This is a genomic window from Desulfosarcina cetonica JCM 12296 (assembly GCF_001311845.1).
Lineage (GTDB): Bacteria > Desulfobacterota > Desulfobacteria > Desulfobacterales > Desulfosarcinaceae > Desulfosarcina > Desulfosarcina cetonica.
This window is the reverse complement of sequence record NZ_BBCC01000117.1, coordinates 1-19,787: the sequence shown is the minus strand read 5'-3', so window position 1 is coordinate 19,787 and position 19,787 is coordinate 1. Positions and strand designations below refer to the sequence as shown.

17 protein-coding genes and 2 pseudogenes are annotated in these 19,787 nt (G+C 50.2%); 6 read left to right on the top strand and 13 right to left on the bottom strand.

The genetic code is table 11. The features are described 5' to 3' along the window. Positions 1-396: 396 nt before the first annotated feature. From JCM12296_RS22125 to JCM12296_RS22100, 6 genes are all read right to left on the bottom strand, one after another. Positions 397-1,128: a molybdopterin-binding protein gene (locus JCM12296_RS22125; protein WP_054698145.1), complete on the bottom strand. Its 732-nt coding sequence runs from the start codon at positions 1,126-1,128 to the stop codon at positions 397-399. Between the two features lie 43 nt (positions 1,129-1,171). Next, complete coding sequence (locus JCM12296_RS22120; protein ID WP_281492115.1) at positions 1,172-2,293, bottom strand: purple acid phosphatase family protein; 1,122 nt, start codon at positions 2,291-2,293, stop codon at positions 1,172-1,174. A gap of 463 nt (positions 2,294-2,756) precedes the next feature. After that, positions 2,757-2,900 carry an ankyrin repeat domain-containing protein gene (locus JCM12296_RS50715; RefSeq protein ID WP_172684032.1) on the bottom strand — a complete coding sequence of 48 codons (144 nt, stop codon included), beginning with the start codon at positions 2,898-2,900 and terminating at the stop codon, positions 2,757-2,759. After that, positions 2,861-3,328 (bottom strand): ankyrin repeat domain-containing protein, encoded by a 468-nt coding sequence (locus JCM12296_RS22110; protein ID WP_054698135.1) that lies wholly within the window; start codon positions 3,326-3,328, stop codon positions 2,861-2,863. The genes JCM12296_RS50715 and JCM12296_RS22110 overlap by 40 nt, the downstream gene beginning before the upstream one ends. Continuing rightward, the gene (locus JCM12296_RS47960; protein ID WP_083456402.1) at positions 3,325-4,098 is read right to left on the bottom strand and encodes a DUF4150 domain-containing protein; all 774 of its coding nucleotides are present in this window, start codon (positions 4,096-4,098) and stop codon (positions 3,325-3,327) included. The genes JCM12296_RS22110 and JCM12296_RS47960 overlap by 4 nt, the downstream gene beginning before the upstream one ends. A 327-nt stretch (positions 4,099-4,425) precedes the next feature. Further along, positions 4,426-5,214, bottom strand: a complete 789-nt coding sequence (locus tag JCM12296_RS22100) for a hypothetical protein (protein ID WP_054698132.1) — start codon at positions 5,212-5,214, stop codon at positions 4,426-4,428. A gap of 318 nt (positions 5,215-5,532) precedes the next feature. On the opposite strand from JCM12296_RS22100, the gene JCM12296_RS22095 reads away from it, so the two are divergent. Continuing rightward, the gene (locus JCM12296_RS22095; RefSeq protein WP_172684031.1) at positions 5,533-7,092 is read left to right on the top strand and encodes a sigma-54 interaction domain-containing protein; all 1,560 of its coding nucleotides are present in this window, start codon (positions 5,533-5,535) and stop codon (positions 7,090-7,092) included. Positions 7,093-7,376: 284 nt separating this feature from the next. Here JCM12296_RS22095 and JCM12296_RS45350 read toward each other — a convergent pair whose 3' ends face one another. The 3 genes and pseudogenes from JCM12296_RS45350 to JCM12296_RS47950 form a co-directional block, all read right to left on the bottom strand. After that, on the bottom strand, positions 7,377-7,544 hold the full coding sequence (locus JCM12296_RS45350; protein WP_246804735.1) for a hypothetical protein: 168 nt from the start codon (positions 7,542-7,544) through the stop codon (positions 7,377-7,379). Positions 7,545-7,575: 31 nt separating this feature from the next. Next, positions 7,576-8,040: pseudogene (locus JCM12296_RS47955) on the bottom strand (carboxyl transferase domain-containing protein); the annotation flags it as partial. 17 nt (positions 8,041-8,057) lie between these two features. After that, complete coding sequence (locus tag JCM12296_RS47950) at positions 8,058-9,107, bottom strand: carboxyl transferase domain-containing protein (protein ID WP_281492114.1); 1,050 nt, start codon at positions 9,105-9,107, stop codon at positions 8,058-8,060. Between the two features lie 456 nt (positions 9,108-9,563). Between JCM12296_RS47950 and JCM12296_RS22085 the strand changes: the two genes are divergently transcribed. From JCM12296_RS22085 to JCM12296_RS22070, 4 genes are all read left to right on the top strand, one after another. After that, complete coding sequence (locus JCM12296_RS22085; RefSeq protein ID WP_054698126.1) at positions 9,564-11,150, top strand: ABC transporter substrate-binding protein; 1,587 nt, start codon at positions 9,564-9,566, stop codon at positions 11,148-11,150. 93 nt (positions 11,151-11,243) lie between these two features. Then, a complete protein-coding gene (locus JCM12296_RS22080; protein WP_246804733.1) occupies positions 11,244-12,143 on the top strand; it encodes an ABC transporter permease in 900 nt (299 codons plus the stop codon). Between the two features lie 19 nt (positions 12,144-12,162). Next, positions 12,163-12,990, top strand: a complete 828-nt coding sequence (locus JCM12296_RS22075) for an ABC transporter permease (protein WP_054698122.1) — start codon at positions 12,163-12,165, stop codon at positions 12,988-12,990. A 21-nt stretch (positions 12,991-13,011) separates the two neighbouring features. After that, positions 13,012-14,625: an ABC transporter ATP-binding protein gene (locus JCM12296_RS22070; RefSeq protein ID WP_054698119.1), complete on the top strand. Its 1,614-nt coding sequence runs from the start codon at positions 13,012-13,014 to the stop codon at positions 14,623-14,625. Positions 14,626-14,757: 132 nt separating this feature from the next. Here JCM12296_RS22070 and JCM12296_RS22065 read toward each other — a convergent pair whose 3' ends face one another. Next, complete coding sequence (locus JCM12296_RS22065) at positions 14,758-14,946, bottom strand: hypothetical protein (RefSeq protein ID WP_054698116.1); 189 nt, start codon at positions 14,944-14,946, stop codon at positions 14,758-14,760. A 157-nt stretch (positions 14,947-15,103) separates the two neighbouring features. Here JCM12296_RS22065 and JCM12296_RS22060 point away from each other — a divergent pair, with 157 nt between their 5' ends. Further along, positions 15,104-15,469 carry a pyridoxamine 5'-phosphate oxidase family protein gene (locus tag JCM12296_RS22060; protein WP_054698113.1) on the top strand — a complete coding sequence of 122 codons (366 nt, stop codon included), beginning with the start codon at positions 15,104-15,106 and terminating at the stop codon, positions 15,467-15,469. 881 nt (positions 15,470-16,350) lie between these two features. Here the strand turns inward: JCM12296_RS22060 and JCM12296_RS22055 are convergent. From JCM12296_RS22055 to JCM12296_RS40130, 3 genes and pseudogenes are all read right to left on the bottom strand, one after another. After that, positions 16,351-18,342 (bottom strand): hypothetical protein, encoded by a 1,992-nt coding sequence (locus JCM12296_RS22055; RefSeq protein ID WP_157067815.1) that lies wholly within the window; start codon positions 18,340-18,342, stop codon positions 16,351-16,353. A 210-nt stretch (positions 18,343-18,552) separates the two neighbouring features. Beyond that, positions 18,553-18,989 (bottom strand): annotated as a pseudogene (gene tnpA, locus JCM12296_RS22050) (IS200/IS605 family transposase). A 472-nt stretch (positions 18,990-19,461) separates the two neighbouring features. Next, positions 19,462-19,787 (bottom strand): hypothetical protein (locus JCM12296_RS40130; RefSeq protein ID WP_172684030.1); only part of this gene is annotated, 326 nt, incomplete at its 5' end.

Below are 19,787 nucleotides of genomic sequence, written 5' to 3'. Positions count from 1 at the left end.
AGCGGGTAAATAAAACGGCCCCAGGTTATAAAATTTTCTTTCAAGAGGGCAGAAATATGGTTTCATGTTTGCTCCGGGTAATCCCGATGGGTCTGGCGGTAGTAAAAAAATACGGCCGCAGCGGCGATAACGGCAAGCACGATTTTTTTCATCATCGGTTGCCGCTTTCCATGGAGACGGCTTCAATGCGCTTGACGGATTTGACCTGCCGGTCGGCCATCAGATCGTCGGCCGGAATCAGGATGAATTTGCCGTTTTTGGTGATCGATTCGCCGTCCTCTTTGCGCGCCAGAATAGTCCGTTCACCGTGAGGATTGAGAAAAAGTTCTCCCCATGAGACCAGGACCCGGTGGGCGTCGGGTGCGGAGACGATAAACGCCGTATTGACATCCGCTTTTACGCGGGCTTGCTCAATGACGGTTTTAAGCGGTACGCCGCTGTAAGCGTGGGTACGTGGTAGCCTTTTCCGTCGCCGACCACGTGTACGGTGGCCGTGATGAAATCCGCTTCGGAAAAGTCCCCAAATGTCATCGGAGGCCGGCCCTCCCCGCCGACGGTGACCTGCGGGCTGTATGGCTCGGGCGACGGATCAGCCCCGACATCGGAGCAACAGTCAACCACCTCGATGGCCGTAATGGCTTCGATGGATCGATCGGCGTACCTGTCCGGGGGGACCACCAGTTTCGGAAACCGGATTTCCCGTTCGAGGATATCCATCATGCGGCGATAGGCGTCCTTGTCCTTGAATTTGTTGATGCTTTTATTGGGGAAGATGGGGTGGGCCGAGGTGGCCACGATTACTTCAGCGGTGCTTTTGTAATACAGCTCTCCCCAGGAGAGCACAACGCTTTGGCCATTGCTGCTGGTGACCCTTACGGCCAGGTCCACCGGTGAGTCGAAATCGGTATCTTTTTTTTCTATTCCGGCCAATGACAAGAGATCCCTGAGTGGCACCCCGAGAAGCTTAAAGACGCCGCGGAACTCGCCGTTGGCACAGATTTCATTAAGGTGGACTTCCGTGGCGGCCATTTTTTCGAGCATCGCCTGGGTGACTTCCAACGGATGCCTCACCGAACCGGAAATGCTTATCCGCCGCTTCGCTGCCCTGCACAATCCAAAACCGAGCATGCCGGCCTCCTCTGAGACATGGTTTGTCGTTTTACAACCACACCTATTTTTCGAGCACAAATGCGTCATAGGGTTTGCCCGCAGCATCGAACGCCTCATATGCCAGACGCCGCCGGGAGACGCGGATAACCTGAAACAGTTGCCGGCCGGTCCCCGACTTCTCCATCAGGGCCGCATGCTGCGGGCCGACCGGATAGGATTTGGGCCCGCTGACCGAGATCACATAAACCGTTCCCGACTCATCCGGGCCGACCCGGGTGCCGTTTTTCAGTTTATATGTGCGGCCGTATGTGTGGTCATGGCCCTGGAGCACCAGATCGACCGAATATTTGTCGAATAGCGGCACGAAAAGATCCTGAAGCGTTGACCGGTTGCGCCATTTGCCCGTGTTGTACACCGGCTGGTGAATGGCGGCGATGGTCCATGGCTGCGGGTTGCGGGACAGAATACGGTCCAGCCACAGGGCCTGTTCGGCCAGTTTTTCATTGCCGTTGAGCATTACCATCCGAACGCCCTGATAGTCGAGAAAATAGACGGTCTCCTCCAGGCCGGCCGGCCCGTTTTCGGGCAGGGTAAAGTGGGGTCGCCACAGGTCGAAAATCCGAAACGCATCGGGTTTGACCCGTCGGCGGTTGGGATAGGCATGGTTGCCCGGCAGGAAGATCATCGGCGTCGTACGGGGAATCCACCCGAAGGCGTCAAACAATTCGGCCCACTCCGTATCCCTGTCCCCGTTGTCCACGAGATCGCCGACAAAATGCCAGAAATCGGCATCGGGTGCGTGTTGAAACGCCGCCCGGAAAACCCTTGAGCACTTGGACCGAACTTCCTCCTGGGGATCCCCCAAGGTGACAAACGCAAACGGTGCCGGTTTGCTGCTTGCGGTTGTAAACTGGTTCCACTCGCTCCATGCCCCTATGGCGCCCACCCGGTAGGCATACACCGTATCCGGCGTAAGGGCGTCGAACACCACCGCGTGATGGGCCACCATACGCCCATCGTCCAGGGCGACCGTTTCGGTTTCGGCGGCCACTGACCGGGCATTTTTGTCAAAGTCCGACAGGCCGCTGGCCGGTGCGATCTGGGCCTGCGGATGGGTCACCGGAATCACCGTACGCCAGGTGACCGCCTGGCTGGTGGCGGGTGTGGTGGTCAGGTTGAGGATAATTCTTCGGGGCGTGTCATCCTGGGTGGGTATTGCCGTGTCCGTTTGCTCGGCCAGGGGGCTGGGGGGATGATCTCTGGCCAGCGGATCTTCCAGAGAACCATGCAGGCGGCCAGCAGAACAACCAGACAGAAACAGAAGATGTCACGCCATTGACCGTATTTCTTGTTCTGAAATCGCATTTTGCTCATTTCTTTGAGGGGGATCGTGCCCCTCTTCTTTTCGGATGGGCACGGTCCATACGGGGTCATAAAAATGTTGGGATCAACAGTCCTCCGGGTTAAGTAGCTTAAGATCGGTTGATTGCAGTCCGGATTACAATACTTATCGCAAGTCCGGCTAACGTACAGATACGTTGGAGCTATCCCACGAATTGAAGAGACCTCCTTTTATCTGAAGGTCTGAAGGTTACCTCTGTGATCATAAGACAATGCATGGCTGAGGAATGATGGTAATCAAATTATTATTTGAAAGCTTTTATTAGATTCTCTTTTTTCATCATTATTGCATAATCTTTCGGTGTGTCGCCATTATTATTTGGCTGATTTGGATTTGTCCCATGAGCAATTAGAATACGAACAATAGTATCGTTGTCATGTTGCCCCACTGTTGCCCAATGAAGGCAGATCTTCCAAATTGATCTGTAGCTAGTGGATTTGCGTTATTTGATAGCAATGCTAAAACGATATTATAGGAACCACTCTGAGAGGCATTCATCAAAGGGGTTTTACCTTCGCTTGTTTGAACGTTGGGATTAGCTCCTGCCTTTAACAAGAATTTCACGCAATCTTCTGCGCCTTCGAATGCAGCTATATGAAGAGGTGTCTCGCCATCATCTAAGCAATCATCAGCATTGGCGCCATATTCTAACAGCAAACGAACAATTTCTGGTTGTCCATATTCACAAGCAAGTATGATAGGTGTCATCCTGTCTTCAAGTCTAATGACGCCAACCTGCTCTGGATCAGATTCTAATAATTCTTTTAATCCTGACAGATCATTCTCGTAAATGGTTTCAAAAATATTCTCTTTCATGACAGCGGTATCCTCGATATGCCGGGGGGAACTTCAATTTCTTGATTAGCACCCTTGTCTACGCTCCTATCTATTTTAATATCCGATTCATTACAATCCTTGTAAAATTTTTCCAGATCATTTTTTAATCCTTTTTGCAGGTCTCTCATTTCACGATAGTGCCCTCCCGGTTTCGTTAATTTGCCACCTCCCATTGGGAATCCTCCTTTTGCATCAGCAACAGGATCGTATTTACGCAATTCCTTCTTTAGTTTTTCGTTTTTCTTTAAAATATCTGACCGCTGTTTCCCACAATTTTTACGCAATTTTTCTTCTTGCGTTTCATCGGGAGTTGCCTGCGAATCTGTGTTTGGCTGAGGAGGCGTCTGGCCAGGTGGAGAAGCGTGGTTGTGTGTCGTCAGATCGAGATGCCTTACTACATTTTTACCCTCAATTTTGACATCCATTGACCAAGAGTTAAAATATACCTTCCCCTTAATTTTGCTGGTTACAACACCCTTTTTCGGAGCACAACCTGCTTCATCGCCAGTACTTGTCTTATAAAAAGACTGATTCTTGAGCATTACCTCCTTATTGCTAATTTTTACTTTTTTGCTTCCTTTCGTAGTATCCTTAGCAATGCCAGTATTTGGGTATGGAACTGGAACACCAGGAGGCGTGGCAGGTGTTTGAGGTGGCGTAAAGCAAACATCAGGAAATGCTGCTATCGATTTTCCATCTCCTGCTTTACATGATATTTCTCTCTTATTTGCAAAAACATCATTGGCCACTTGATTACCTCAGGCTCTAAATTGGCTCAACAAACTGAAATTATCCATAAAATAAAGAATCTGGCGTTAACACGCATCGATCCTTATAGGCTAATAATCGAGCATCAAATGGAAGGTCAATAAAGCAGGAAAATTCGTAGGAATCTACAGCCTAACCATCGAATCAAACTGTTAACTGTATATTTTCGCCAGGAATTTGCAGGCAATGTCAAGTAAAATCGATAAAATTTTGTTGTGTCAATTGGATGTCCATTGTCTGAAAGTCCGTCAATTTAGGTCCCACGAATTGAAGGTACCCTCCGGATTCAAAATGCCCCCAAAATACCACTATCTTGTTAAAGATTCTGGCTTCTCAAAGTACCACTGCCACATGAGGCCAAAACCTATCCCGAAGGCATCATCAAAAGGTACCTGAAAATCCTCATATTTAACTTCGCAAAAGGCATAGAGTTGTTCCCAAATATTGACTCCGAGCATGCTTTGTCCTGAAACGCTGTTGTGGCGGTATTCATTCAATGGGTTATCGAAGTCTATGTCACACCATGTACTGGAAAAGCAGTTTACCCGCCCGATACTAAATGGAATTTTTAGGTAAGGAGAAATCATCCACCAGTTATGTCCTTGCCGACCATCCGTGCGAGCCAGATAGACGGTAATGTCAAAATTTGCATGGATTCGATTAAGAAACTTGCTCATACCTCCAAAAGTTCTGGCACCTCGCCAACGGAAGCCGAAATAACAGCGATTATCCGTAAAGGAATCTATATTATATTCCATGGCCGCATCAAACATATGCAGGACAACGTTATCCTCGGCAATACCAAATTTGTTCAAAGGCTTGAATAGGTCGAAACTTCCGCAATGGTTTTTCAGATGGGTTTCATCGTGACCATGGTCACCCGTAAAATCAATGAACCCATAAAGCTCCAAGTCAAATGGCAAATTGTTGGTTTCAAATTCAGGCGTCAATGTGACAAATTCTCTTTCTATGTCATATTGATAAGAAATGTTAGACCACCAAAACTGTCTCGCTTGATCCTCAGCGCTCCCAATCTCTTTAAAAACAAAAAGCGCTAAAACGGTAATGGCCAGAAACCATACAAAATATTTACTCATGTAGATTGCCTCCGTGATTCCCCTTTTGTGCCTACCGATTCGATATGGATGTATGCCCGGCGTGGCGCACTTTGCGATGGAAACGTCCTCGCTCACACACTGGGTGTGTGTGCCGCAAACCTGGACGTGCGATACATTTTCCACCACGTCTCTATTGTTGGCCATACATTCAGCGAGATGCGTGCCAAAAAATATTTACTATTAATACAAGTGGGTTAGAAAAATAATTGACAAGTTCTATCATTTACGCCAAAATTTTGTCATATATGATATTTTCCCGATTTTATGTCACATGCGACAGATATGGGGAGGGGAGCTGTGCCCATTAATGATATGGAGTTCTTCCACCAAGCGTCCAAACGAATCTGCGGCACCCTCAACGCTAAAGCCATGCTGGCAGATATCCGCAAGTATATTGAGAATTTCATGCCCGCTGAAAGCCTGGATTTAAATACATACGAGCCGGAAAACCGGATGCTTCGCAATATCGCTTCTGCAAGTATCTATCCCGAAACGCCATTGCGTTATCCGGCCAGGTTATCCAAAAAAGCTGCAATGTTCGTTGAGACAGGTCGTTATGGCCCGGTGGTTTCCATGATCAACCGGTCGGAAATGCAACCCGTGGCAAAACAGGTTGAATTGGAAGCAAAACAGAATCCCCTTTGCTTTTTGTTGCTACACCTGAAAATAGCCGGAAAAAGTTTCGGTGAGCTTGTGATTTCAGCGCGGGGACGAGACTTGTTTCGCAAAGAACACGCTCGCTTGCTGGAACTCCTGCACGATCCTTTTTCCATTGCCATTGCAAACATCTTAAAGCACCAGGACGTCTTGCGCCTACAGGAGAAGCTATCCGATGACTACCGCTACCTGGCCAGCGAGTTACGCCAGATTTCAGGAGCCGAAGTCATTGGTGAAGCGTATGGATTAAAACCCATCATGGAAATGGTTCGCCAAGTGGCCCCATTGGATAGCCATGTGTTGCTCTTGGGCGAGACCGGCGTGGGCAAGGAGGTCATCGCCAATGCAATTCACTACTCTTCGCTGCGGCACAGCGGGCCACTAATAAAGGTCAATTGTGGGGCGTTACCAGAAAACCTGGTTGACAGCGAACTCTTCGGTCATGAAAAGGGGTCTTACACTGGCGCCGGAACAACCCGCCGAGGACGGTTTGAGAGGGCGCATGGCGGTACGATCTTTCTCGACGAAATTGGCGATCTTCCCCTTTCCGCACAAACACGGCTTTTGCGCGTAATTCAGGACAAGACCATTGAACGGGTGGGAGGCGGAGACCCAATCAAGGTGGATATTCGTATCATTTCCGCCACACACAGGGACCTGCGGCAGATGGTCCTTGAAAAATCCTTCAGAGAAGACTTGTGGTTCCGGCTCAACGTGTTTCCCATAACGATCCCGCCGCTGCGCCATCGAAAAGTTGATATCCCGGCTTTGGTCAAGCACTTCGTCCAAAGGAAATGCCGCGAGATGAGAATTCGAGCCTATCCGACGATCTCGTCGATTCAAATGAAAAAGTTAATAAAACATGATTGGCCCGGAAATGTTAGGGAATTGGAGAATTCAGTTGAGAGGGCGCTCATACGTACTTTAGCCGGCGCGCCTAATGAAGTGCTAATATTTGATCATATCAGCATGCTGCCCCGACAATCCCAGCCTCTATGCCCCAATCTCGAACAAGACGTGCCAACCCTGGATGAGGTGATGCGGAATCATATCGAAAAGGTTCTCTTGTTGTGTAACAACAGAATCGATGGCCCAAATGGAGCTGCCGGCCGTTTGGGCGTAAACGCCAGTACACTCAGGCATCGCATGCGCAAACTTGGCATCGCGTTCGGAAAAAGAAGAAGAGCAACTGAAAATTAGCTTTTTCGATTCCGTATTATGGAAGAGGGGCCGTGGCGCTGGCGTTGATCGATAGGAAACGATCAACCGAAATAAAACAAGGGAAATGGCGCCGGCCATTCGGGTGTATGCTCGTTGGCCGGTGGAAGACAATCGTGCGAGGCGGAAAAAGAAGGCATTCTCACGACAGCGCGATGGAAGAACCGATCGTGGATAAAACGCTGCCGCGTCCACCCGATCGAGCCGGGTGGACGCGGCAGCAGACGGTTTAATACGATGTGGCTGGGGGACCCGCTTTCGCCGGTTTATCCCTTGGTAATCCGCGGCAGGATCATCTGGTGCTGCGGGCAGATCGATTTGGGGTGCTGGTAGGCCGCACCGGCAAATGCCTTGAGGTAGTTGCGGATCTGGCTCAGGCTGACGATCTCGTCCACCAGCTTTTTGGGCACAGTAAAGCGGCCGGGAATTGTCATAGTAGGACTTGGCCATATCGTTCATCTTGTCGACGATCGGCTGCAGATCGCGGCCGGCGCCCTTTTCCTTGACCAGACGCCGCGAGTAGGATGCCGCGGAGGCGGTTTCGCCATGCATGACGTAGATTTCCGTGGTGGCCACGCCCAGGGTGAAGGCGTTGTGGCGGTTGGCCGTGGGGCCGCCCATGACATAGTGCGCCGCTGCCGTTCCCTTGCGCAGGACAACGAGCATCTGGGGTACGTCGGTCTGCTGGATGGAGTAGATCAGGCTCTGGCCCAGGCCCAGCAATTCGGCCTTCTCGGCGATGTCGCCCACGTCGATGCCGCTGGTGTCCTGGAACCAGATGATCGGGATGCGGTCGCGGCCGCACAGGGTGACGAACTCGTTCATCTTGATCAGACCCTGGCGGTAGAGCTTGCCGCCGATGCCCGGATAATCGGCGTATTCCGGGTAGTCCGGCTTGAGGAAACCCTGGCGGTTGCCGATGGCGCCCACCAGGAAACCGTCCAGCTTCACCAGCCGGTGTAGACCTCGGGGCCGTAGTCCGGGCGGAATTCCATGTGTTCGCTGCCATCCACCATGCGTGAGAGAAGCTGCTCGAAACTGTAGGCCCGTTTCTGGTTGAAGGGCAGCAAATGATAGAGGTCGCGTTCTTGCAGGATGGGTGCCTTGGGGGTGGCCACGCGGAAAAACCGCGGGTTATAGGCCGGAATCTCCGCCATGTACTCCTTGAGGCCGTCCAGGACGCCTTCCTCGGTGTCGTAGACATATCGGAAGAACCCGGTTTCATCGTAGTGAATCGAGACCGATCCGGGCGGTTTGGCCTTGTACTGCTTGGCCGCCGTGATCAGGGCTTCGGCGCCTTCCACGTCGAAGTGCCCCTTGGGGGACATGCCGCTGAGGATGCCACCGCCGCCCACGGCGATGTTGCAGTCCTTGTGGGCGAAAAGGATCGTCGGGCTGATACCCTGGTAGCCGCCGCCGGCCGGGTTGGTTCCGTATATGCCGGCCAGTACGGGAATGCCCAACTGGTTCAGTTCGGCATGACGGTAAAACGGTGTTCCGCTGCCTCGCCGGTTGGCGTAGAATTTCTCCTGCTCGGGCAGCTTCACGCCGGAGCAGTTGACCACCCAGACCAAGGGGACATTGAGCCGTTTGGCCAGGTTGGTGACCCGCAGAATGTTGTCCGGCTGACCGGCAACCCAGGCACCGGCCATATAACTGTTGTCAAAACCGATGACCACCGCCCACCGGCCGGAAATCTTGGCCAGACCGTCGAACACGTTGGTATGCCCCTCTGCGTTGCTCTCCGGATTATACAAGGTGTGCAGGGGACACCAGGATCCCGGATCCACAAGGTAACGCAGCCGCTGCCAGACGGTCAACTGCCCGCGGGCATTGATTTTTTCCTCTGGCATTCCGGCCTGTTTGACCTTTTGGATTTCGGCCTCGATTTCTTTTTCCACCGCCAAGATTTGAGCGGCGCTTTCGCTGGCTTCCTGTTTGGCGGAACTGCTCAGGGGCTGTCCGAACTCGGGCATCTTTTCAAAATAGGGTCTCATTTTTGATCCTTTTTTAGATTTCAAATTTGATCAAATTTGTGATTGCTAATTCCTTTAGCCAACCCCATGCCATCTGTCAATCCTTTTCCCGATTTAAATTCATGAATCCGGTTTGACAGTTGCCGGATAGTTGAATCGTTGTAGGCTTGATAAACGCGAATCCGCGACACCCCCCCGCATGCCGGCCCCGCAACAAAAAAGGGAAAACGACTTGTCGTTGATATTTCGAGGATAAAATTTTTCGCGAAACACGGATATCGGACAAATTGGCCATTTTGGGATGAACACTAAATAAAGCTTGCCGGATTCTCTTCTTTTTGATTTATTATTATTATTAAATAATTAGGCATGAAAATGATTTTTTCCGGAGTACCACGGGAAGTAGAAATCGGTTGATTTTACTTTGTATTGAAAATGAATGGGCCGTTGAGCCGCTACCGTAAAAAGGAGGGTGAGATGTCACGTTTGAAAAGCCTGGAACAGGTGTTGTCGGCAGGCAACCTTTCGCGCCGTGCGTTTATCGCCTATGCATCGGCCATGGGATTGGCGGCTGCCGTTTCCCCAATGGCATTCCCCTCCAAAGCCAATGCAGAAGGCCCCAAACGTGGCGGCCGGTTGCGGCTGGGCCTCAACGGCGGCGCCACCTCGGACACCCTTGATCCGGGCATCCAACTGGCCATGATGCCGCAAGTCCTGGTGTATGGCGCCCTGGCCAACAGCCTGGTGGAGATCGATGCCGACGGCCGGCCGGCACCCGAGTTGGCCGAACGATGGGAATCCACACCGGATGCCAAGAAATGGATTTTTTACCTGCGCAAGGGCGTCGAGTTCCACAACGGCAAAACCATGGACGCCGACGACGTGATCGATTCCATCAACTGGCACCTCAAGCCGGGCACCAAATCGGCTGCCAAGGCGCTGGTCGAATCGATCGTCAGCATGAAAAAAGAGGACAAGTACACCCTGGCGTTCGAACTGAAAAGCGGCAACGCCGACTTTCCCTTCACCTTGAGCGACTACCATCTTGTGGTGGGCCCCCAAGGCACCGACCTTTCCACGGGGGTTTTCACCGGCGGGTACAAAATCAAGACCTTCGAGCCCGGGGTGCGCGCCTTTGCCGTGCGCAATCCCAATTATTTCAAATCCGATCGGGCCTGGTTCGACGAGGTGGAGATTCTGGGTATCAATGATGTCAACGCCCGCACCAATGCGCTCAAGACCGGTCAGATCGATGTGATGAACCGTTGCGATCTCAAGACCGTGCACCTGTTCAAGCGCATGCCCGGCATCCAGGTGATGCGCCAGGATGGGTTCAAACATTTCACTTTCGCCATGCGTACCGACATGGCGCCATACGACAACAACGACGTGCGCCTGGCCCTGAAATACGCCGTGGACCGGGAGCAGATGGTCAAGACCATCTTGCGCGGCTACGGTCGGGTGGGCAACGATCATCCCATCAGCGTGGCCAACCGCTATCATGCCGGTGACCTGCCCCAGCGGCAGTATGATCCGGACAAGGCCAGATTCCATCTGAAGAAAGCCGGCCTGGATGGCGCCACCTTCAAGCTTCACGCGGCCGAGGCGGCCTTCAAGGGTGCGGTGGACGCCGGTGTGCTCTACCGGGAGCAGGCCGCCAAGGCCGGTATCACCATCGATGTGGTCCGCGAGCCCAACGATGGGTACTGGAGCAATGTGTGGATGAAAAAACCCTGGTGCGCGGTCTTCTGGGGCGGCCGGCCCACCGAAGACATGATGTTCTCCACCGCCTACGCCAAGGGTGCCGCCTGGAACGATACCTTCTGGGATCACCCGCGCTTCAACGAACTGCTCGTGTCGGCGCGGGCCGAACTGGATGAGGACAAACGGCGTGCCATGTATGGGGAGATGCAGCGCATCGTGCGCGACGACGGCGGCGTGGTGGTACCCATGTTCAGCGCCGACCTGGCCGCCGCCAGCGACACGATCGGCCATGGCAAGCTGGCGGCTAACTGGGAGTTGGATGGGTTTCGGGCGCCGGAGCGCTGGTGGTTCAAGTCCTAACCTGAAATGATCATTGACAACCATGGTGCGATTTAAACCAAGCGGTATTGCGGCCCTGGTGCTCAAACGCATCGGCCTGGGACTGGTGACCCTGTGGGTGATCTCCGTCCTGATTTTGTCGGTATCGAAGCACTGCCCGGCGACCTGGCCGAGGCCGTTCTCGGGCAGAGTGCCACGCCGGAAACCGTGGCGGCGTTTCGCAAGGAACTCAAACTCGACCTGCCCCCCCATGTCCGTTACGTGGCCTGGCTGGGGGCCTTTGTGAGGGGCGATTTCGGCAACTCGCTGGCCAACCGGCGGCCGGTGGCCGACCTGATCAGTTGGCGCTTTGCCAACAGCCTTCTCTTGGCCGGGGTCACGGCACTGATTGCCGTTCCCGTGGCCGTGATCCTGGGCATCCTGGCAGCCCTTTACCGCAACACGGTTTTTGACCGGCTGATTTCCATGGCCACCTTGAGCACCATCTCCTTTCCGGAGTTTTTTGTGGCTTACATCCTGATCGCCCTGTTGTCCGTGCGGGTGGCCCTTTTTCCCAGCATCGCCAACATCAATGCGGATATGACCCTAGGGCAGAAACTCTACGCCATCTGTCTGCCCTGCCTGACCCTGGCCATGGTGGTGACCGCCCACATGATGCGCCAAACCCGGGCGGCCATTATCAATATTTTGGCCAGCCCGTTCATCGAAATGGCCAATCTCAAGGGGCTTCGGCGCCTGCGCGTGGTGGTCCTGCACGCCTTTCCCAATGCCCTGTCGCCGGTGATCAATGTCATCGCCCTCAACCTGGCCTATCTAGTGGTCGGCGTGGTCATCGTGGAGGTGGTATTTGTCTACCCGGGACTGGGGCAATTGCTGGTCGACTCGGTGTCCAAGCGCGACATTCCCGTGGTCCAGGCCAGCGGGCTGATTTTTGCCGCCACCTATGTGATGCTCAACCTGCTGGCGGATGTATTGTCCATTGTCAGCAATCCCCGCCTGCGCAATCCGCGCTGACAGATGAGAAAGAGACCGTATGACGGCACTTTTAAAATTGCTTCGTTCGGCACCCTTCAGCGCCCGTCTCGGCATGGGGATGGTTCTGATCACGCTTTTGGCCGCCATACTGGCACCGGCCATCGCGCCCTATGGCGAGACCGCTGTCACCGGTGACGTCTGGCTGCCGGCGAGCAGCAGCCACTGGGTTGGGACCGACAACCTGGGGCGGGATCTATTTTCACGGCTTCTCTTTGGCGCCCGCAACACCATCGCCATCGCATTTTTGATTACCGCCCTTTCCTTTGGGGTCGGTACGGTCTGGGGCTTTCTGGCAGCCACGGTGGGGGGCTGGATCGATCAACTGCTCAGCCGCGGGGTCGACATCCTGATGGCTTTCCCCACCCTCATTTTTGCTCTGATGGTGCTGTCGGTGGTGGGAACCTCGATTCCGGCCCTGGTGGTGGTCATTGCCCTTTTGGATTCCACGCGGGTGTTCCGCCTGTCACGGGCCGTGGCCATGGACATTGCCGTCATGGAGTATGTGGAGGCTGCCCGCCTGCGGGGCGAGGGCCTGTGGTGGCTCATGCGCCACGAAATTTTGCCCAACGCCATGCCGCCCCTGGTGGCCGAGTTCGGCCTGCGCTTCTGCTTCGTGTTTCTGTTCATCGCCGCGCTGAGTTTTCTGGGATTGGGCATCCAGCCGCCCACGGCCGATTGGGGCAGCATGGTGCGCGAGAACGCGGGGGCCATTACCTTCGGTATCTACACCCCTTTGTGGCCGGCCGGTGCCATCGCCTTTTTGACCGTGGGCGTCAACCTGATTGTGGACTGGTTCCTCCATGTGGCCAGTGGCCTGGAGGATTGAGCCGTCCCCGAAAGAGACACGATGAACAACCCACTGCTCGAAATGAAAGATATCGTCATCGAAGGCCTGACCGGCGACGCCTGGGCGCCGATCATCAACAGCCTCGACCTAACCCTGAGAAAAGGCGAGGTCTTGGGCCTCATCGGCGAATCCGGTGCCGGGAAATCCACTCTCGGTCTGGCGGCCATGGGCTATGCCCGCCAGGGCTGCCGAATCGCATCCGGCGCCATCGTCTTTGACGGGCAGGAGCTGTTGGGTGCGCCGGCGTCCCAATTGCGGCTGATCCGTGGCGCGCGGATTGCCTACGTGGCCCAGAGTGCCGCCGCCTCCTTCAACCCGGCGCACCGACTGATCCGGCAATACGCCGAGGGTCCCGTGCAGCACGGCCTGATGAGCGCGGCCGAAGCCGAGGAAAACGCCGTGACCACCTACCGGCAGCTCTTGCTGCCCGACCCGGAGAATATCGGCTACCGCTTCCCCCATCAGGTCTCCGGCGGACAGCTGCAACGCGCCATGATGGCCATGGCCATGAGCTGTCGTCCCGATATTATCATCTTCGATGAGCCCACCACGGCCCTGGACGTGACCACCCAGATCGAGGTGCTGGCGGCCATTCGCGAGATCACCCGCCGTTTCGATACGGCCGCCATCTACATTACCCATGATCTGGCCGTGGTGGCCCAGCTGGCCGACCGCATCATGGTGCTGCGCAACGGAGATCTGGTGGAAGAAAACGACGCCGGCGAGATCCTGGCCCATCCACGGGAACCCTATACCCGGGACCTTCTGGCCGTGCGCTCATTTCGTAAACGCGAAAGTGACGCGGCGCTGAAAAAAGAAGTCATTCTCAAGGTTGAAGGCCTGACCGCCAGCTATACCGGGGAGAACAATGTGCTGGAGGATATCGATGTTAGCGTCCACCGCGGCCGCACCGTTGCCTTGGTGGGGGAGTCGGGCAGTGGCAAATCGACCCTGGCGCGAGTCATTACGGGGCTTTTGCCAGCGGTCAACGGGCGTGTGGTGTTCAATGGAGACGTATTGCCCGCGGCCCTTAAACATCGAAAACGCGAAGACCTGCGACGGCTGCAGATGATCTACCAGATGCCGGACACGGCCTTGAATCCGCGCCAGAAGATTCGCAAGATCATCGGCCGCCCGCTGAAGTTTTACTTCAACGCCAGCCGCCGGCAGCAGGAAGCCCGGATTCTGGAACTTCTGGAGCAGGTCGAGTTGCCGGCCGATTATATCGACCGATATCCCACCGAGCTGTCCGGCGGAGAAAAACAGCGCATCTGCATCGCCCGCGCCCTGGTCGCCAAGCCTGATCTGATCATTTGCGACGAGGTGACCTCGGCCCTGGATCAACTCGTGGCCGAGGGAATTTTAAAGCTGCTCCTCAACCTGCAGCGCCAACTGCAGGTCTCCTATCTGTTCATCACCCACGATCTGGCCACGGTCAAGGCCATCGCCGACGAAATCGTGGTCATGCTGGCCGGCCGCATCGTCGAGAAGGGACCCAAAAAGGAAATTCTCACCCCGCCCCACCATGCATATACTCACCGGCTTTTGGCTTGCGTTCCGGAAATGGACCCCAATTGGCTGGACCGGCTTCTGGAGAAGCGACCGGCTGCCTGACGAGTAGGGGGGCTCGGGGGACATTGATACCTAAATTGCGTTTCCCATTTTGGATATTTTGTAATCCAATTTAATGTGAATGCCTTACGTCACTTTAAAACGCCAAAATGGGAAACGCTGTTTAGAAGGTTATTAACCCCCAGGGTTACCAAACAAAACGGCCCCAAGGACACCCAGGGCCGGCAAATCCGGGTGGTTAAAGATCCGCAATGCCGAGGTATCCACGTGGGCCCGTTGCGTGGTGCTGTCGCTATTGACGACGGCAATGGTAATCGAATCTTTGTGGACATCCAAACCAACATATTTTACTATCTTGCTCACGGCCTGCCTCCTTGATTTTTGGCTCTGTAGTTAGCGTCCCAAATGACCGCTTTCTATAACCCACGTTTTCAAGGCTATGCAGGCTTTTCTATTGACTGCCGTGGTTAGCGCTCACCCATATTGTCTAAAAAAATGATCAGAAACGAAGGAGATTATTATGACAAAGCTTACTGACGAAGCCAAAAATGCCATCAGAACAATAAGCCCATCGTTGGTGGCCACCACAAACAGTACCGGAAAACCAAATGTCTCTGCCAAAGGATCTATGCGCGTTCTGGATGATGAACATGTCGTATTTGCGGACATCGCTTCTCCTCGAACGACCGCTAACATCAGGGAGAACGATCAGGTGGCCATCATCTGTTTGGATGCATCAAAGCGAAAAGGCTGCCGCATTTGGGGGAATGGCAGTATTCTGAATTCAGGTGAACTCTTCGATCAATTATCCGCCGAGTATGCGAAAAAAAGAATGAAAGTTAACAATGTGATAAAAGTGACTGTAGAGGAGATTGAGACCTTCTAATCTGTCCTGTATCATCGATTAGCATCTCGAACGCTTTAGCCATCTGTCATTCAACAAAGAAGCGTTTTGTTTCGATTACAGATATCAATATTTTGGTGATCCGAAATCATTCAAGGTTTCGGTACATATTACAATACCGGTATCGGACCAATTGCAGATACATTTGACATGCGCTATTGTGATTGTTCGATGTATCTGCAATTGGTTGAATGCTGTGGCTATGTATTGTTACAACAGGTTTTTGAATGGCTGAAAAACCGGTGATTAATCGACCTAATCACAACTTTCATCTGCAAATTCCGGATATAATATGTTGTGTATGGTAAAAATTCGATAGCCGGGGGGTAAAGAATTTATTGTTGCCATTTCATTAAATTGTTCGGACGCAGGAGTCGAACCCGAAAACGCTAAAAATATATTTTGAATTCAATGTACTAAATAACTTGGCTGGATTTTGCACGGTCTATGCACATCTATATTAACCACCAGCACCTATGAAGTGATGTTGTTAACTTTTTGATATCCTAAATTATCACTACCCTTGAAGGTTTCAATGAATGAGAAATACTTGCTATACTTTTAAAGATTTTATAGACACTTCCGACAAACCACAAAATATAGGGGTGCTTTGAATCTTAATCGGTTATAGGTTAACGAAACTAAGTACCAAATAGTTGTAGAAAAAATATATAAACAACTGCAATAATATCGCATATAAAAATCATTTATGCTTCACTTGTAAATCTTTAACGGTCAAAGTAAAACGAAAGCTAGGATTTGTCATGATTTCGCATTGAGAATTGCTGAATCAAGTCTTTAATAATTGAATAAAAAGATACACCTAATTGTTCAAACAGATAGAAAATTGAGGCATAAAAAAATCACTTTAATCGAATTCGTTGCAATGGAAGAACCTTTCCAGATTTCAATGTAAGCCTATAGTACAAATCCGACCATTCATCCGGTGGATCAAATTTCACTATAGGGATTCCACGCTGGTTTGGGTTATGATATTTTCCCTGGCTATTTAAATTGTCGATAATATCCCTAGCAGTTATGTTTATATCAAATTTTATAGGTAACTCTTCAGGTATACTCCCTATTTGAATTGATTTAATTTTCATCCACATAATTGCAACATTGGGTTCCATATGAACTGTGCAATTGTAAACCATATTTTTCTTATTTCTATCGTACATAGATTTGCACGACAATCTTGGGACATCACTTTCAATAGCTGAATTCTCAACAATTTTTTCAGCATCAAATGCATAACGGAATGGCCCATATCTTTTACCAAATCCGGTTTCTAAAGCAATAGCAATGACTCCGTTCTTAGGTTCAGGTGCTGACAAATATTTTAACCCACGTCCATATTCAACCAAACCTTTACCATCTGAATCAATAAGTACAGAAGAGTATTGCTTTCCGACATATGGATAACACCCTCCTACACCGAAACCTATCTGGAAAGGATTGGTATGTAGATTTAAATATGGTGAAAACCATGCTATTGCATAAGGAGTAGTATCCGGGTCCTCACCTTCTGCTGGATTAAGAACAATCCATCTAACATTTTGTACAGATGTAAAATTGCCTGGCCCATTATAATCTTCTTCAACAATTACAGAGAATGATATATTTTCCTCTTTATTAAATTCAATGTCCACTATCACCTCATCCGATGGTTTCAAAGCCGGTATAACCTCCGGTACCGAAAAACAAAGATCCTTCCCGCTATTGAAATCCCTTCCAATATCAGCTTCGGTGCATTCTTTCTTTAGGTCAATAACGGTCTCTTGCGTTGAATTTAATCTACGAATTCTTATAGCTTTGGCACCAATTTCACAAAGGTACTTACCTGTCTTTAGGGGTATTTCACATCCTGTGAATGTACATGTCATACAACGTTTAAGATTTTCTCTACGTTGCTTTTCAATAGCTATTTTTTTTTGTTCATCAATGATATTTTTTGCATTTTTCTTATTGCCTATTTTTTCTGTATTTAAATTTTCGGGATAATGGATTGTTTCTTTTTTAAGTTCAGTAAGATTCATATTTTCCAGAAGAATACCTTTAATAGCTGCTGAAAAATTGTAAAGAAAAATAGTTTTTTTTTCTCCGTTTGAAAATTTTACATTTACGCTTGGATTAAATGTCATTAAATTACTTGCTAATGTGCCAAATTTTTCAAGAGGATCTTTAGGGTTATTAGCATCTATATTGATCTTTATATAAAATTCATCACAACTCGTAGCTTCTATTGAAACATTTTTGCACTGAAGAGTTGATTTATTTAAAGTGCATTCATCTATTTGATTCTTTTCCGGCAGTGGCCAAATAGTTATAGCTTTGAATACCGTTTTCAAATCTTTTGATATAGGTGTTATTTCAAACTGTATCCGATTCCCTAGATTATCAGTTCCAATAGCATCAGATAATTTCAATAGTTTTTCTTCTATTCGCTGATTTGATCTTAAGATCTTCATTAGGATGCTACCACCCTTGTCGACGTCTCTAACATTAGTAGTAATTAAAAGCATAAATGATGCCACTATACATCCGAGTGCAACAAGCAATGAAGCAATCCACGATTGATGTAAAGTGGTTTTATGGAGAGGTTTATTTAGGGTGTCACTTGATGAAACCCTATAAAATATACAGAGAGCAACAATAATCGACAAAATAAGAGTTATCTGAATAAATCCATTAAAAACTGATGCTAAATCAAATCCAACAGTGATAAAAGATAAACTTGAGGCATAGCCAACCTTATGATTTTTAAATTCTTTAACTAAAATTTGAAAAGTTAGTTTAATTCGTTTTGGAAACGACAGCCATAATTTTGCTTTATTTTTAAGAGGGATATTCACTTCGTTCTCGTTAAAATGTGTTGGGCCGGCGTCTTCGTTCCTTCATTTCGGCAGCAAGTTGGAATTTCGTCTAATAGCGCGATAACATCCTGATAAAAAGTAAAGATCCGCACTAAAAGGGCGCGGCTTTAAAAGATCCCCCATAGGGGGGGACAAGGCCCTGCCCCGAATCGGGGGCGGGCCATACAAGTTGTGCCGCTGATTTGATGCTTAATCGATTAATTGCAGTTGCTCCAGTTGACGATCTTTCTTTTCCTGGTAGCGCGGACATACTTTCGTATCGCGTCCGCATCCAAACCAACGGTGTCAACGCAATAACCTTTGGACCAAAAATGATTCCCCCAGTATTTCTGCTTCCGCAGATACCGAAACTGTCGGAATATCCGTATGGAACTTTGGCCTTTTAAACGCCCCATCCATTGGGATACCGCAATCTTTGGTGGGATCTTCACAATCAGATGGACATAGTCCGGTTGCACGTTCAATTCGATCACTTCGCATCCTGTAAATCCGCAGATTGCATGGATGCACTCTTCGCAGGCCGTTTTGACCGCTCCTGTCAATACCCGGTACCGGTACTTGGGAACCCATACAATGTGATACTGACAATGCCATATCGTATGTGATAATTTACGGAATCTGATCACCGCTCTCTCCTTGTTTATGGATGTTGCGGCAACAACTCCATTCAAGGATAGTAGTGAGCGGCCTCCTCGGCCATTACCATGCGGGACCGGCATAGCCAGCCCCTATTACTCCGCCCAAAGGGCTGGGGTTTCTACTTCGATCTAAAAACCATGTATTTTTTGTCTCAAATTGCCATCTCAAATATCAAAATATCAGGAAGCCGCTGGATGCTTATTTTCTAAAACAATAATGAGAATAGGCTACACAATACATTGTAGTCTTGCTATTTTAAGTAAAGGTGGTGATTACATACCAGTATCTATATTTTCTTTCAGCGTGTGATAAGCTGTCAGTATCTGTACTTTTAATAGCTGTTCAACTTTTGTAATATTTAGGCCGTGTCTGGGATTTATACTTGTTTGTGATTTGTTGGTTATTGTAGCGATGAACACCTATAGACAACCTTAACTTGCTTTTACCGTTTCGCTGCACTCAAACCTTCACACCTATCTTCTTTAGTAGGTCTTTTAATCTTCCCTCATCTTCATCAAATGCTTCATAAAGGGCAGTCAATACATATTGTGAAACAGACCTAACGCCACTTCTCTCAGCCATGATCAGAGCCTCAGCAGCGAGTTTTTCTAGTTCATCCTGCTTTAGGGAGTCTAATCGGTGGTTACAGCGAATAAGCTCAGCAGATGTATATGCTAACCCCATCGGCTCCTGTTCAGAATGATAAAGTAATAACGCCTTTTGATAATATTGTTGCGCCTTTTCGACACGATTAGTGGAAAAAAGCAAATCCCCAAAGCTTTGAA

Bases quoted from the DNA above. Each gene is read 5' to 3' on its own strand.
- JCM12296_RS22070 (WP_054698119.1), top strand. From the start codon at position 13,012: ATGAACAACCCACTGCTCGAAATGAAAGATATCGTCATCGAAGGCCTG.
- JCM12296_RS22125 (WP_054698145.1), bottom strand. From the start codon at position 1,128: ATGCTCGGTTTTGGATTGTGCAGGGCAGCGAAGCGGCGGATAAGCATT.
- JCM12296_RS45350 (WP_246804735.1), bottom strand. From the start codon at position 7,544: ATGACAATTCCCGGCCGCTTTACTGTGCCCAAAAAGCTGGTGGACGAG.
- JCM12296_RS47950 (WP_281492114.1), bottom strand. From the start codon at position 9,107: ATGAGACCCTATTTTGAAAAGATGCCCGAGTTCGGACAGCCCCTGAGC.
- JCM12296_RS22060 (WP_054698113.1), top strand. From the start codon at position 15,104: ATGACAAAGCTTACTGACGAAGCCAAAAATGCCATCAGAACAATAAGC.
- JCM12296_RS22075 (WP_054698122.1), top strand. From the start codon at position 12,163: ATGACGGCACTTTTAAAATTGCTTCGTTCGGCACCCTTCAGCGCCCGT.
- JCM12296_RS22085 (WP_054698126.1), top strand. From the start codon at position 9,564: ATGTCACGTTTGAAAAGCCTGGAACAGGTGTTGTCGGCAGGCAACCTT.
- JCM12296_RS22100 (WP_054698132.1), bottom strand. From the start codon at position 5,214: ATGAGTAAATATTTTGTATGGTTTCTGGCCATTACCGTTTTAGCGCTT.
- JCM12296_RS22110 (WP_054698135.1), bottom strand. From the start codon at position 3,328: ATGAAAGAGAATATTTTTGAAACCATTTACGAGAATGATCTGTCAGGA.